The organism is Psychrobacter sp. TWP2-1-2 (genome assembly GCF_049896785.1).
Lineage (GTDB): Bacteria > Pseudomonadota > Gammaproteobacteria > Pseudomonadales > Moraxellaceae > Psychrobacter.
Window position 1 is genome coordinate 1 of record NZ_JAFCVA010000014.1, and the last position, 14101, is coordinate 14101.

Consider the following 14101-nt stretch of genomic DNA (forward strand, 5'->3'; position numbering starts at 1 on the left):
GCTAAAGCACTTCCGTAGTATTGCGACTAGATACGAGAAATTGGCTCGTAATTATAAGTCTATGCTGTATCTAGCTTGTACTATGATTCATTGCAAACTGAATTAGGGACACGCCCTAAGCTATAAACTCTACGATTCATAGATCTGCCTTCCTCTGTATCAGAAGGTGCAATAGAACCTTTAATACCGCAATCGAGAGTAGTCAGACGACTAGACTCGATTTTGTGATTTAAAACTAGGTAGTTTTTAACAATGAGTGCTCTATTCTTAGCCAGTGAGTTTGATTGCAACATTGAGGTAGAAGCTTTATTGACCTCATCCTTCGAGACATGAGCTTCAATTTTTATAGTAGCCGTATCATAGTTATTCATCTGTTCTGCTACTCTATCAAGCTCATCATGATACTGTGGCAATAGCTCACTGCTGTCCTTGGTAAAAAAAGCACGATACTCCATCAGTGGAGGCATACCAATAAGACTTGTAATCTCAGGACAACCTTTTTCGTCCACTACCACGTTCTCTGTCGTATTTGGGCATTGATCTAAATCATCAGGCACGCCGTCGCTATCTAAACTAACCGTTATATTTGGCATCTTAATAGTTTGGCTTGTTTGCTTAGACAAGTCAGCGGTTTGACATGCGGATAGCGTTAAGACGCTGATTAAAACAACAAGCATACTTCTCAATAGCGTATTCATAAATTATTTCTTCTAAAGCTGCTGACAGACTTCTTTATAATGCTTCAAAGAATGCTGCTCATCAGGGTAATTCCTAGAATATGCTTTATCAGCTTCTATTACCGCCCCAAAAACTCTTTGATTCAACAATGACATTTCAGCAGCATGCTTTTCAGTTTCAATATTAGCACCTTCATTATTAACACCAAGCTGAATTTTATCCCTGCAATCAAACGCCAAAATTTTATCAGCAACAATCCCTTGCTCTACTAAATAATCTTTGACTAATTTCACGCGATTACTCGCTAAGCGCCTATTATTAGGCGTGGCGTTAGTGGATTGACGGTTTTCAGTTTCAGCTTTGGAGATATGGCCTGATAAAATGGTAACTAAATTAGGGTTGTTACGCGTTTTTTCAGCGACCTTTTGTACTTCAGTTAAATAAGCTTCGTTGGTTAGGGTAAGGCTATCTGAGGTGAAATAGACTCGAATATCCATTACTAGTGACCCAATCAAATTGACCGCCACTGGACAACCATAGGGATCAACCTTGACCCCTTCAGCAGTGTTAGGACAGTTATCAAGTTCATCGGGCACGCTGTCATTGTCTGTATCTGCAAGTGGCTCTATCAATACTTTAGGTGTGTTGTCTACATTTTTATCTATTGTATTATTTTTAGGTGTAGATTGGCAGGAGGCTAAAATAAAACTAGCTATTACGATGGCTATCGCCATCCATGACTGAGTCTTCATACGCCATCCTTAGTTTAGTTAATAACTTGATTCAAACCTTAAACCCCACTCGCCTGCTTAGCAAACAGTCTCATTAATGGCTTAATTTTGCCAACGCGATACATACCTTCATTACGAATTTGTTGAATAGGACGCATCTGTGCAAGTGACCCTGCGAATAGCCAATTAAGCGCGGAAAAGCTATGCATCATTATACTATTATGCGGACGACGCAAACGCTCGTAGCTACGCAACGTTTGATTGCTGCCCCAACTGGTTCCACCACTACGTTCAAAATCATGTGCCAATTGCTCGCTTAAAGTCTGTACATCGAGCATGCCCAGATTCAACCCTTGACCCGCTAAGGGATGGACGCCATGCGCTGCATCACCGATCAAGACTAAGTTGTCCGCGACGTAGCTTTTCGCTTGTTGCGCGGTCAGTGGAAAGCTAGCGATTGACTCAATCTGAGTGATAGCACCTAGCTCATAGTTACTGGCAGCAGCCAATTTATCAGCAATGACGCGCGCGTCCTCCTCTATCAACGCCAATGCTTGATTGCGCTGCAATGTCCATACGATCGACTGCCAGTGCTCTGGGTTGGCTTTGTCTTCATCAGTAATATCCGCTAATGGTAATAATGCCAGCGTACCTGTGGGCAGCATCGCCTGACGGGCAGTCGCTTGATGCGGTTTTTCGGTGTGAATCGCACAGCAAATAGCCGTTTGATTATAGTCGAGTGTATCTAGCCCAATCGCCGCTTGTTGGCGTACAAATGAGCCACGACCATCAGCACCAACCAGCAGCATCGCATCGATAGCAGTATGATTGTCTAACGTCACACGGTAGCCTTGCTTTGCACCTAGCCAATCCATGTTTGTGACTTTTTGCCCCGCGATAATGGTTAGATAATCACTGACATCATCTTCATACAGGCGTTGCCATAACGCATGCTCAATGACAGCAGGCTCGACCATGCTACCGAGCATTTTCGGTAAATGACGGTTAGGATAATTATCAGCACTGTCACCAAACAATAGCTCACCCATACCGTTTAGTTGCCACACTTGCATTTGCGAGTAGTCCGCTTTACGCTCTGATGCTGCTATCTTTTGCCATGCGCCCACGTCTTTAAGTAAGTTAATACTAGCAAGACTCAAGGCATAAACGCGCGCATCCCGCTTGCCAAGCACCTGTTGCCATTCTGAGTCATCACGTGCAGAGCGAGCATCAATTAACGTCACGGGCATTTTTGCTTGCGCCAACGTTAAAGCAAGCGTTGCCCCAACAATACCGCTACCGATAATCAGCGTATGATTATTCTTCATAAGTTATTCCTACAGTTAAGTGCAATCGTATAGAACATTGGTCTAGACCATTAATATACCGTGATATGGCAAACTAGGACTTTAACCCCATCGCGTAGTTAGCGACTAGTGGCTTAATATTTGGCAGTTTATCAAAGGCAACCAACGCCACATTCCTTGCCAGCTTGATCGCTGGGTTAGGATGGGTAAAACCATGTACCACGGCATCACAGAAGCGAATGACGCGTTTTTGATCGCTTAGCCGTGCTTTTTCATAGCGTTTTAACAGTTGCATATCGCCGATGTCTTCGCCTTTTAGCACTTGCGCGCTCATCATTTGTGCCAGCACATGAGCATCGCGCATACAGAGGTTAAAACCTTGACCAGCGACAGGGTGCAAGGTATGAGCAGCATTGCCCATGATGACACAGCGACCCTCTACTTGCTTGTCTGCCAGCACGCGTGTCAGTGGATAAGCGCCGCGGCGACCAGCAGCGACAAACGTGCCAGCGCGCTCACCGAAAGCTTGCTGTAGGGTCTGTAAAAAGTGTGCGTCATCCTCTAGATAATTGGTCTCTTCACCTTTTGGACAAACCCAAACCACCGAGCGTCTATAGCCTGTCTGATAGTCGTCATTTCCATCGCCGTCTGGATCGGTCAGTGGCAACACCGCCAGTGGCCCTGCTGGACTAAAACGCTCAATCGCTACATGCGCGTGCGGCTTGTCCGTTTCTACCACACCGACGATAGCGGTTTGCTGATAATCATATGTCGTCGTGCCAATGTTTAATAATTGGCGTACCGTCGAATCGCGACCATCACAAGCTACCAACACGCTGGCTTGCAACTGCTGCTCATGCTCTTCTTCACCGTAATAGCTAAAGCTGAGCGTCACCCCATCGCTTTGTTGGTCAACGGCGATGACGTTGGCATTATCGATCAAAGTGATTAATGGCTCTTGCTGCACGGCTAATAAAAGCTTACGTCCGAGCCACGCATTTTCCATCACTTGTCCAAATGACTCGACCTGCTCTTCAGCTTTATTTAATTGTGCACGCCCAAAGCTGCCTTGCTCACTAATCTGCACCGCATCGATACGACAAGCATGACTTTGCAACTCACCCCATAACCCAGTTTCTTGATAAATCTGTACCGTACGACGTGACAGTGCTGTATTGCGGCTGTCTAAATAATGACTGCGATTGCTGTCATCATTTGGACTGATGGTTGGATAGCTATTTTTTTCTAATAACGTGCTAGCAATACCATGATGCGCTAGCAACAGTGCAAATGACAATCCCACATGACCACCACCAGCGATGAGGACTTGCTGCTCAGTAGCTGCCTTTTTATGTTCAAACTTTTTTTTAGCATTCGATAAATTTACATCAGTATTTTGCATTATTATTCCTAATTTTCATGTCTATTTTACGCTGTTGGGCGCACGCACTATAAGCGATGAATAATCGCTAGAATTATCTCAATTTTTTAGGGCGTATTGAACATTCACACATCGGCATAGCCTTAGTCGAATGCGTAATACACCCTAACCTTCGTCAGCTTTCATCATTTTATTCATATTTTAAACTCAGCGATAAATCACTATGACATCACCCATAGATTACCACAAATCGCCTCCAACTCTGTCGCCTTAACAGTAGCCAAAACGTATACCTGAAACGCTTGATTTAATAACGCTCTAAACGTTATTTGCAATGTCATAACCCGCTCAAAAATGGACATAAAAATATCAAAGTCGAAAAGCGGTTGCAATCGTCGTACAAAAACAGTGTCATCTGTTCGACCTATGGCTTGAAATTTAAAATCTATCGACCATAATAAAGACAAGACCGTTACTTATCATCACTCCTAAAACGAATAATAATTCTACCGTCATTTCTATCTCTATAACGTAAAGCCAAGACCATAACGACCGACCATTTTATCTCTTAAACCCGCAATGCCATCAAAACCAAATCATAGCATTGGGGTACATAATAAAAGGATAATCGCTTGACTGATTCCATGAGCCGCCGTATAAAGTTTGAATCATTGACACCATCACAGCTCAAAACCGTGCTTGGTGAATACAACAACCACATGAAATACATCCAACAACGCCTCGATATCAAAATCATGCAGCGTCAAGGTGACTTCTGTTTGAGTGGCGACATATCGAATGTCGAGCGCGGTGAACGTATTATTTATAAACTGGTAGATGAGGCACAGAATACCAAGGACATTAGCGCAGAGGAGCTACATCTTATTATCCAATCAAGCATCGCACGCGATGAGGATATAGAAGGCGATGAGCCATTGGCAGATAACGAAGATAACTTAAGCCCAGCCAGCGACTTTACGCCTACTAGTCTGCGTACTCGGAATGGTAAGATTGTACCGCGCGGTGGCAATCAGCAGCGCTATGTTAAAGATATTTTATCGTCTGATGTGTCATTTGGTATTGGTCCTGCTGGTACGGGTAAGACCTATTTAGCCGTGGCTTGCGCCGTGGATATGCTTGAGCGTAATGAGATTGAGCGGATTTTATTGGTGCGTCCGGCGGTAGAAGCTGGTGAAAAACTGGGCTTTCTGCCAGGTGACTTGACGCAAAAAATCGATCCCTACTTGCGTCCATTATATGATGCGCTATATGAGATGATCGGCGTTGAAAAAGTGGGCAAGCTGATTGAAAAACAAGTCATCGAAATCGCACCCCTTGCCTATATGCGCGGTCGTACGTTAAACAACTCGTTTGTCATCTTAGATGAAGCGCAAAATACCACGCCTGAGCAAATGAAGATGTTTTTGACCCGTTTGGGTTTCGGTTCACGAGCAGTAATTACAGGTGATATTACACAGGTCGATTTACCACGTGGTCATAAGTCAGGCTTAGCGCAAGCAATGGAAATCTTAAGTGGTATTGAAGAAATTCATATCACCAAGTTTGATTCAAAAGATGTGGTACGTCATCAATTGGTACAGAAAATTGTAGAAGCCTACGATGTTTATGATGAAGAACAAGTAGCGTTAGAAGAAAAGCGTAAGTTTGAGCGCAGAAAAGAGCAAGAGCGTAAACAAGTTATCGCTAATGCTGCAGCCAAGCTATAAACGGTCTAGCCTGCTACTTAATGTTATAAAAATGCAAAGCCGGATTACTGTCAGTAATCCGGCTTTTTACGACTAGCATTTTTTAGCTTTAGTCATAGGTTATATCAGATAATAAAGCACACCATCTTACAATAAAGTAAAAGGATAATGGCATGAGCCAAGAGAAGGGTAACAACAGTTTTGACAACCATGATGCAAATGAGCGTGCTGGCGATGATGCCAGTTTGGCAGCACTTGATATCAGTGCCACCAATAGTATTGATGATGACATACTAGACACTTTTTATGATCGTAAGCACTTACAGTCTGTGATGATGGCAGCGTTGGATTATATCGATGGGCGCATTAAAGAAGGTCTAACGTTACCCTATTTTGTAGATATCGACCCTGAGCTATGGCAAGAGAAATCTAAAGTATTAGACATATACATTACCGATGAGATCGAGGGTCAGGCATTAAATTTGGAAGCACGCGGTAAGGATTATGCGACCAATATTTTATCTTATCCAAGTGATCTGCCAGCCGCAATTATTGAGCTGATGCCAACGCTACCCCTCGGTGAGCTGGTCATCTGTCATGGCGTCATAGTACGTGAAGCCGCAGAACAAGAAAAGACAACCGCACAGCACATTAGCCATTTACTGATACATGGTGTGCTGCACTTATTGGGTTTTGATCATGAGCTTGGACAAGCCGAGCAAGATGAGATGGAACGGTTTGAAATTGAGATTTTAGCAGGTCTCAGCCTTCCAAACCCTTATACTTAGTTCGAATTTTTAGCGACTAATCTTTGGTCATCGGTAGCTTTTGTGCTTGACTCATCTGATTAATCATCTGATCCAGTCCTTTGACATGGACATTACGCTGCGGGAATGGAATGTCGATTTTTTCATCATCCAAGGCGTATTTGAATTGCTCCAGCAAATCACACTGCATGGTCCACCAGTCAGCATTGGTTGTCCAAATATTGAGCGTCAAGTCTACTGAGTTATCACCCAAATTGGTGACACGTACGATAGGTTCAGGGTCAGTAAAGGCCAACGGATTATTTTTTGCCAAATTCAGCATCACGTTTTTGGCAGTTTTGATATCGGCATCATAGCCAATACCAACCGTGATATCGACACGGCGGTTGGGTAGCGCCGTATAGTTCGTCACAGCTGAAGTCGTAATATCACTATTTGGGATAATGATATCGTGATTGTTTATCGTCGTCAGGTGGGTATTTACCAAAGTGATTTCTGTTACGGTTCCTGTGTAGCTGCTGATTTGCACATAATCGCCGCGCACAAAGGGGCGAAACGTCACAATCATGATGCCAGCGGCAAAGTTAGACAACTGATCTTTTAGTGACAGACCAATGGCTACTGCAGCACCGCCCAATATAGCGACGACTGAGGTGGTCTGTACGCCAACCTTACTCAAAGCAGCTAACGCAACCACGACCAGTAGCACCCCATAGATTAAGCGACCTAAAAAGTTCGCAACGGTATCATCTAAGCGACTACGCAACATCATTTTGTGAGCAACGGTGACTGCCTTTTTGGCAAGCCAGCGACCTACGACGAATATTAATATCGCTAGCGCAACTTTAATGACCAAGCTTAATGCGTTACTGGTTAAGTTGGCAACATCTATTGTAAAACCTAAAAATTCCATACTGACTCTTTATTTTATAGCGGTGTGTGGTATTCGTTTGTTATAAATATTGGTATCTTATCTGTTTGCAGCGTAGCTAACGCTCATCATCTATATATTGAATTCGCTTAGGGCGTGTTTGATATTCACAAATAGGCACTGCTGATTGCGAATATTCAACATGCTCTAATAAGTGACAGTGACTTTATCACTATAAAGAAAAGTGCGTATCAGACGCAATTCGACGATATCGCCCATGTCTTTGGTGAATTTACCAAAGGGCGCTGCTTGGCGTACCGATTGCTTTGCTGCTTCATCTAATAATGTGGAGTTGGAGCTTTCAAGCAGACGTATGGCTTTAACATTACCATCACTACTGATAATAACCATCAGGCGAACTTCGCCATTGATTTTTTGCGCCCGCGCCTGCATGGGATAATGCAAATTCCCAATGCGTTCGATATGCTCACGGAAGGTATTAATATAATCTGCAGCACCGAGCGTGGTCGAATTGCTATCGACCGTCACGACTTTTGATTTGGTTGCATAAACTTGCTGACGTTGAGACAGCTGTGTCTCTAAAGTAGCAATTTGTTTACGCAGACGCTCTTCTTGCGCCATCATATCATCTTGTGCTTGCTTGCTATCATTATCAGACTCCACGCTCGCTTGACGCCAGCTTAAGGTGGTACGCAGATAGCTTTCTTGATAATGCTGCTGGCGTACTTGACGCTGCAGGCTAATCACATCTTGCGTCTCACTTATTTGCTCAGCAGACAATGGACTGATTTGGTCGTTCTCTTGTCTTAATTGCTCCTCCACTGTGCCGCCACCTTCTTGGGAAGCATTAGCAATAAAGTGGGCGTCTTCATTTGGCTGCATATTGTCGGTTAGCGCTTTTGCTACATCTTGCATCATTGCTGCAGGATCTTTGCCCATCGAAAAGCCTATACCAAAAATAATAATGGCGTGTACGGCCACAGCGATAACGATGGCCACCGGTAAACTAACATCCCGCTTAGGTGCTTGCGCGGAAAAATGATAGCTTTGTGAATCTTTGATATAGGCCACAATGGGTCTCAGCTTATGAATATGAGCTTATAAATACAAGACAGCAAGTAATAAGCGTTATGATAATGAGCAGGATTTATGCTGGCGCTATCATAACATGACATAGAATTCTGTCGCTAGCACAACCGTTGCCGACTCATTTTAATCCACTCACACATGATTTATCTCCTTTGGTCAATTTATTGACGAGTTGAACCAGCAAAAATGATATAAAACCAATGCGGCTATGTCATCGCTAGACCGTATTTTGAACATATAAGCATTGCCAATTAAATGATTTGCGACAAAACCCATGTGTCCATTTTGAAGCCATCATATTTGTTATATACTGTTTTATAATTTTTGTGTCATTAGGGCGGGTTAAACAGGCGTAAATAGACAGGGCAGATTATTGCTGGTTAAGCAAAAACGCATGTAATGACCACTCGCCAGCTTTCATTAAAGAACAGTCAGTCTGTCTGTCATTTTTTAATCAGTCGCTCTTTATGCCATTGAGTCAGCTACCTCCCCTATAATTATAAGGATAATAAGTTTGAGTGATTTTGATAACAGGGATAATTCAGACAATTTTGATGAATTTTTTGAAAATATGGGCTATCGTTTCGACGAATCATTTAGCGATGGTTGGGAGCGCCTTACCCAATCAATCAAACAGATATATCATAGAACGACTGATAAATTCGAAGATGAGTTGTCGCTGCCAGTGGCACAGATTTATGTCAATGATGCGCTGCAGAAGTTCGTCACTGATAATGTAAAAGCCATCTTAGAGTTACGTGTTGAGATGCATGATGACTGGTTCCGCTTATACTGTACAGTCGATGCTGGTGGCATTTATGCAGAGGTGGCGAGTAATTTTAGTTTGATTCATGTACAGCTCGATCGTAACGTCCAGCGATTTGTCTTTGGTCAACAGACTTATACTGATGTGCTAAATCTACGTTGTGAGTCGTTTATTAAGCGCCAAGGTATCAAACTGTTTATTTGGTTTTATCACACTATTCTGAAAAAAGACCCATTAGGCTTTATTCTCTCTTATATCAATATCGCCCGTGCAAAAGACGAGGTTATCTACCTTGATATCAATCGCTGGTTAAAAAAGAACAAAAAAATCATGAGCACTTTGCATAAAGTTCAAGTTAACTATGGCGAGCTTGAAGAAGAGCAAATGATTTTGAAAACTCAAATCAATTATCGTGATTTGTTGGCTGCCAGTAGTAACGAAGATATTATCGGCAATGATGATGAGCCTGAGCTGATGCAAGGCCCTATTAACCCCATAGATGATGCGACCGAACCGAGTCAGGTATAAATCCCTCAGTATACAAATGACGTTTTTTACTTAGCAAAAAAGCGCTGACACTTAGAGACTATTGTCTTTTAGCGTCAGCGCTTTTTTATCAAGCAAATTTTCAATGGCTTCTAAAGCGTGCCGTCATCAATCATGCAACTACCAGTAATTTTCTACAGCAATATTGCCCTCGCCGCGACGATTCATCACCAAACCTAAGGTCTTGAGCGCTTCTTTGGTGTCTTCCACCATGTCTGGATTGCCACATAACATGACGTGCGTACTATCAACATCTAAGGCAATCCCTGCTCGCGCTTGTAGCGTACCATCTAGCAGCAACTTGGGCAGACGCTCTGTCAGGGCGCCTTCGACAGGTTCACGGGTAACGATGGGAATAAAGATTAGTTTTGCTGGATGATCGACCAAAGAACCAAAGTCTTCTTGCAAGCTTTCAATCTTGTCGATATAGGCAAGCTCTTCTATCGAGCGCGCACTATAAGCCAAGATGATGTGCTCGTAATCTTCCCACGTCTGCAAATCTTGTAACATTGATAAAAATGGTGCCAAGCCCGTTCCAGTCGCGAGCAGCCATAAATCTTTTGGTAAAGGCTTTTGATAACGTGCCAAGGTTAAAAAACCAAACGGCATGGTATTAAGCAGCAGCTCATCGCCCACTTCTAAATGCTGCAACTGCGACGTAAATGCACCATCCGGAATAACGATAGAAAAGAATTCTAATACTTCATCAAAAGGTGAAGAGACGATGGAATAAGCCCGAAAGATGTCTTCGTTTAGTTTCTCATTCTGTTCTTCATTAGCAACGGCATTACCTGCTGCACGCTGCTGTTTATAATATTTTAATTGACTGGGATTGACGCCCAAACGCACAAATTGACCCGCAGTAAACTTAAAGCTATCAGGACGGCTGACAGTGAAGCTAAATAGGTTTGGCGTCCACGTGGTCTTACTAAGCACAGTTACTGTCTGAATATTATCACTCATAAGAATTATCGACTCACTTTTTAGTAATCATTATTTTTATCAAGACTTTAAACGACACAAAATAAAAGATGCGCCAAGCTTATCACAAAGCTGGCGCATCTTGGGTTTCTGACCGTAATAACAGATAAGCAGCGGTATCAGCATACCCCTACTTACCCTTTTGCTATTTACCAAATACGTGCCAGACTTGCCCATTCAATCATGCTGTTTGGCAAGATACCAAAGAAGATAATCATCGCGGTCACCGCAATAACCATAATCCCGCCAGTACGCATCGCCCATTGGCTAGAAACGTCAAACTCAATGAACTGTTTCGGACGTTTAAAGAGGGTGAGCATCACGCGCAAGTAATAGAATAAGCCGATCGCACTACCCAAGATAATCATCGCTGCCAAGAACCAATTGGTTCCTTGTACCGCTGCCAATATCGCAAATAGCTTGGTAATAAAGCCAGCCGTCAACGGAATACCCGCCAATGACAACATCATAATAGTCATAACCGCAGTCAATACGGGACGACGCCAAAACAGCCCTTGATAATGGGTCAGCTCATCAGCCTCACCAGATAAACGATAAGGGCTCGACATCAAGGTTACAACGCCAAAGGCACCGATAGAGGTTAATGCATAAACCGCCATATACATACTAGAGATACTATCCGCTGCCGCGCCGATACTGACGATGACAATCAACACATAACCCATATGGGCAATGGATGAATAACCCAATAGGCGTTTGAGGCTGGTTTGACGTACTGCTAATAAGTTACCGACTAAGATAGATAAAGTTGCCATGACCATTAACAGCATTTGCACCGATGGCAAGGCCAATAAAGACGTATCGATTAAGAAACGAACCGCCAAGCCCATCATAGCTACTTTTGATACCGATGCTAAAAAGGTAGCGATTGGTGCTGGAGCACCTTCGTATACATCTGGTGTCCACATATGAAACGGCGCAGCAGAGAGTTTAAAGGCGATACCAAACATCATCATCGCCGCACCAAGTATCAGAAGTGGCGACTCAAAAACATCACCCAATACCATACTGATTGGCTTAAAGGCGAGCGAGCCTACTTCGGCATAGATAAATGCCATACCCATGAGCAATGTCGCTGATGCCGTCGCTGACAGCACCAAGTACTTCAGCCCTGACTCTAGTGAGCAGTTGCGCATATAGGTATATGACAGCATACCGTATAGCGGTATAGACAGCATCTCTAAGCTCATAAAGAATGATGCTAAATGCTGAGCACTGACCATCAGCAAAGCACCAATCGTCGATAGCAACATGAGCAAATATAGCTCTTCTTTATTATCCTTGAGATTGGCCAAATACGCATAAGATAACGTACAACAAGCCAATGCACAGATAAAAATAATCACCATATTAAACTGAGCAAAGTTATCAATAACGAATAACTGCTCAGCATTTGGTACGAGAGTACCGCTATTCACCATACCTGTCATTTGCCCAATGAGGGTAAACAGACCAATATTTAAGCCGACGACCGTTATCGTACCAGTCACCATATGTGAGCGTTTAATTGCGATGGCAATCATGACCACCAATACCGTAATAACGACGGCAATGATTGGCGCATAAGGCAACAATCCCATCAAATCATTCATCGTAATATCATTCATGACTTAACGTGCCTCCATTGCATCAAGCAGTTGCGACGCATCTACTTGTGTGACTTGACTGTATATATAAGCGTTATTGATCCACTGCATCGCATGACTTGAGGTATCAAGGAACGGCTGTGGATATAGACCAAGCCATACCAAGCCTGCAGCGAGCATCAATAACAATGACAACTCACGCTTGCCCAAATCTTTTAATGGACGCGTAGGCAAACCATGTGCTTTGGTTTCTTGCATGGCGACTGCTTCGATATTATTTTTGCCAAATAATGCACGGTGAATCAAAATAAGCGAGTATAGCCCTGCTAGTACCAGACTGAATGTTGCAAAGACCACAAATACTGGATACTGAGCAAAAGCACCAAATAAAATCATGAACTCGCCAATGAAATTACCTGTCCCCGGAATACCGAGCAATGCCGCACAGAAGAACATCAGTATCGGTGCGTAGTAACGGAACTGACCCCACATACCACCCATCAAGGTCAAATCACGCGTATGTAGACGCTCATATAACTGCCCTGCCATGATGAATAGCGCTGCTGAGCTTAAGCCGTGCGCTAACATCTGAATCATCAGACCTTGCAAGCTGAGTAAGGTTCCAGCATAAATTGCCAATACCACAAAGCCCATATGCGAGATACTGGTATAAGCCAGTAGACGCTTCATATCGGTCTGCATAAAGGCGAGCCATGCGCCATAAAAGATACCAATCGTACCCAAGGTCATGGCAATCGGCGCAAAATCTTGTGATGCTGCTGGGAATAACGGCAACACAAAACGAATCAAACCATATGCGGCGGTTTTAATTAGCACCCCTGCCAAATCCACTGAACCTGCCGTTGGGGCTTGTGCGTGCGCATCTGGCAACCAGCCATGGAACGGAATAATCGGCAGCTTAACGGCAAAGCCAATAAAGAAGCACAGCATGATCGGATATTCCCAGCCGCCAAGTGACGTACCGAGCAAATCATTATAATTAAAGCTGACCACCCCTTTTTGAGCGTAGCTGATAATGACCAATATCAAAATACCGACCAGCATAATAAGCCCAGACGCTTGGGTATAAATAAAGAACTTAGTCGCTGCGTATTCCTTGGTTTTGCCAACCACATCATGACCCCAAATAGCGATCAAGAAGTAGATAGGAACCAGCATCATCTCCCAAAAGAAGAAGAACAAGAACAGATCAATGGCTAAGAAAACACCAATGACGCCGCCCAAGCTCCACAAAAGGTTGAGATGAAAAAAGCCGACTCGACGCTGAATCTCATTCCACGAACAAGCCACTGCAGCAATACCGAGCAATCCTGTCAACGCCACCATCATCAGTGACAAGCCATCCATCGCTAAATGGAAGCTAATACCAAAGCTCGGTATCCAAGGCACACTAAATTCAGCGACCCAAGGCACAGCAGCGTCTGGCGCAATGACTTGCTTACTCATGCCACTAAAGTCGCCGTATTGCCACATCACTAGCGATAATACAAAGGTCAACGTCATACCGATTAGAGCAATCCAGCGCGGCAGACGTTTATTAAAGCGCTCGACCAACCAACATAACAACCCGGCAATAAAGGGAATTGCAATTAATGCTGGTAGCATCCACGTTTGTTGTAACTCAATCAT

General features: G+C 43.6%; 12 protein-coding genes and 1 pseudogene. 4 read left to right on the forward strand and 9 right to left on the reverse strand.

What is annotated here, in order from left to right:
- A pseudogene (locus tag ACP7AE_RS11715) lies at positions 1-106 on the forward strand (IS5/IS1182 family transposase); the annotation flags it as partial.
- On the opposite strand, the gene ACP7AE_RS11720 reads toward ACP7AE_RS11715, so the two are convergent.
- From ACP7AE_RS11720 to ACP7AE_RS11735, 4 genes are all read right to left on the reverse strand, one after another.
- On the reverse strand, positions 81-698 hold the full coding sequence (locus ACP7AE_RS11720) for an OmpA family protein (RefSeq protein WP_426243243.1): 618 nt from the start codon (positions 696-698) through the stop codon (positions 81-83). The pseudogene ACP7AE_RS11715 and the gene ACP7AE_RS11720 overlap by 26 nt on opposite strands.
- Positions 699-710: 12 nt before the next feature.
- Entirely contained in the window at positions 711-1430 is a 720-nt protein-coding gene (locus ACP7AE_RS11725) for an OmpA family protein (RefSeq protein WP_201539531.1), read from the reverse strand.
- A gap of 38 nt (positions 1431-1468) precedes the next feature.
- Positions 1469-2737, reverse strand: coding sequence for an FAD-dependent monooxygenase (locus tag ACP7AE_RS11730; protein ID WP_426243245.1), 1269 nt, complete (start codon positions 2735-2737; stop codon positions 1469-1471).
- A gap of 73 nt (positions 2738-2810) precedes the next feature.
- Entirely contained in the window at positions 2811-4118 is a 1308-nt protein-coding gene (locus ACP7AE_RS11735) for an FAD-dependent monooxygenase (RefSeq protein ID WP_426243247.1), read from the reverse strand.
- A gap of 623 nt (positions 4119-4741) precedes the next feature.
- On the opposite strand from ACP7AE_RS11735, the gene ACP7AE_RS11740 reads away from it, so the two are divergent.
- Together ACP7AE_RS11740 and ybeY are read left to right on the forward strand one after the other, a co-directional pair.
- On the forward strand, positions 4742-5824 hold the full coding sequence (locus tag ACP7AE_RS11740) for a PhoH family protein (protein WP_426243297.1): 1083 nt from the start codon (positions 4742-4744) through the stop codon (positions 5822-5824).
- Between the two features lie 152 nt (positions 5825-5976).
- Positions 5977-6591, forward strand: coding sequence for an rRNA maturation RNase YbeY (ybeY, locus tag ACP7AE_RS11745; protein ID WP_426243249.1), 615 nt, complete (start codon positions 5977-5979; stop codon positions 6589-6591).
- 16 nt (positions 6592-6607) lie between these two features.
- On the opposite strand, the gene ACP7AE_RS11750 is transcribed toward ybeY, so the two are convergent.
- Together ACP7AE_RS11750 and ACP7AE_RS11755 are read right to left on the reverse strand one after the other, a co-directional pair.
- On the reverse strand, positions 6608-7483 hold the full coding sequence (locus tag ACP7AE_RS11750) for a mechanosensitive ion channel family protein (protein WP_045451667.1): 876 nt from the start codon (positions 7481-7483) through the stop codon (positions 6608-6610).
- A 165-nt stretch (positions 7484-7648) separates the two neighbouring features.
- Positions 7649-8533 carry a TonB family protein gene (locus tag ACP7AE_RS11755; RefSeq protein WP_193837034.1) on the reverse strand — a complete coding sequence of 295 codons (885 nt, stop codon included), beginning with the start codon at positions 8531-8533 and terminating at the stop codon, positions 7649-7651.
- A gap of 532 nt (positions 8534-9065) precedes the next feature.
- Between ACP7AE_RS11755 and ACP7AE_RS11760 the strand changes: the two genes are divergently transcribed.
- Positions 9066-9845 (forward strand): hypothetical protein, encoded by a 780-nt coding sequence (locus ACP7AE_RS11760; protein ID WP_426243251.1) that lies wholly within the window; start codon positions 9066-9068, stop codon positions 9843-9845.
- Between the two features lie 138 nt (positions 9846-9983).
- On the opposite strand, the gene ACP7AE_RS11765 is transcribed toward ACP7AE_RS11760, so the two are convergent.
- From ACP7AE_RS11765 to nuoM, 3 genes are all read right to left on the reverse strand, one after another.
- Entirely contained in the window at positions 9984-10826 is an 843-nt protein-coding gene (locus ACP7AE_RS11765) for a ferredoxin--NADP reductase (RefSeq protein WP_426243253.1), read from the reverse strand.
- Between the two features lie 167 nt (positions 10827-10993).
- Complete coding sequence (gene nuoN, locus ACP7AE_RS11770; protein ID WP_426243255.1) at positions 10994-12472, reverse strand: NADH-quinone oxidoreductase subunit NuoN; 1479 nt, start codon at positions 12470-12472, stop codon at positions 10994-10996.
- 3 nt (positions 12473-12475) lie between these two features.
- Positions 12476-14101 carry an NADH-quinone oxidoreductase subunit M gene (nuoM, locus tag ACP7AE_RS11775; protein WP_201539525.1) on the reverse strand — a complete coding sequence of 542 codons (1626 nt, stop codon included), beginning with the start codon at positions 14099-14101 and terminating at the stop codon, positions 12476-12478.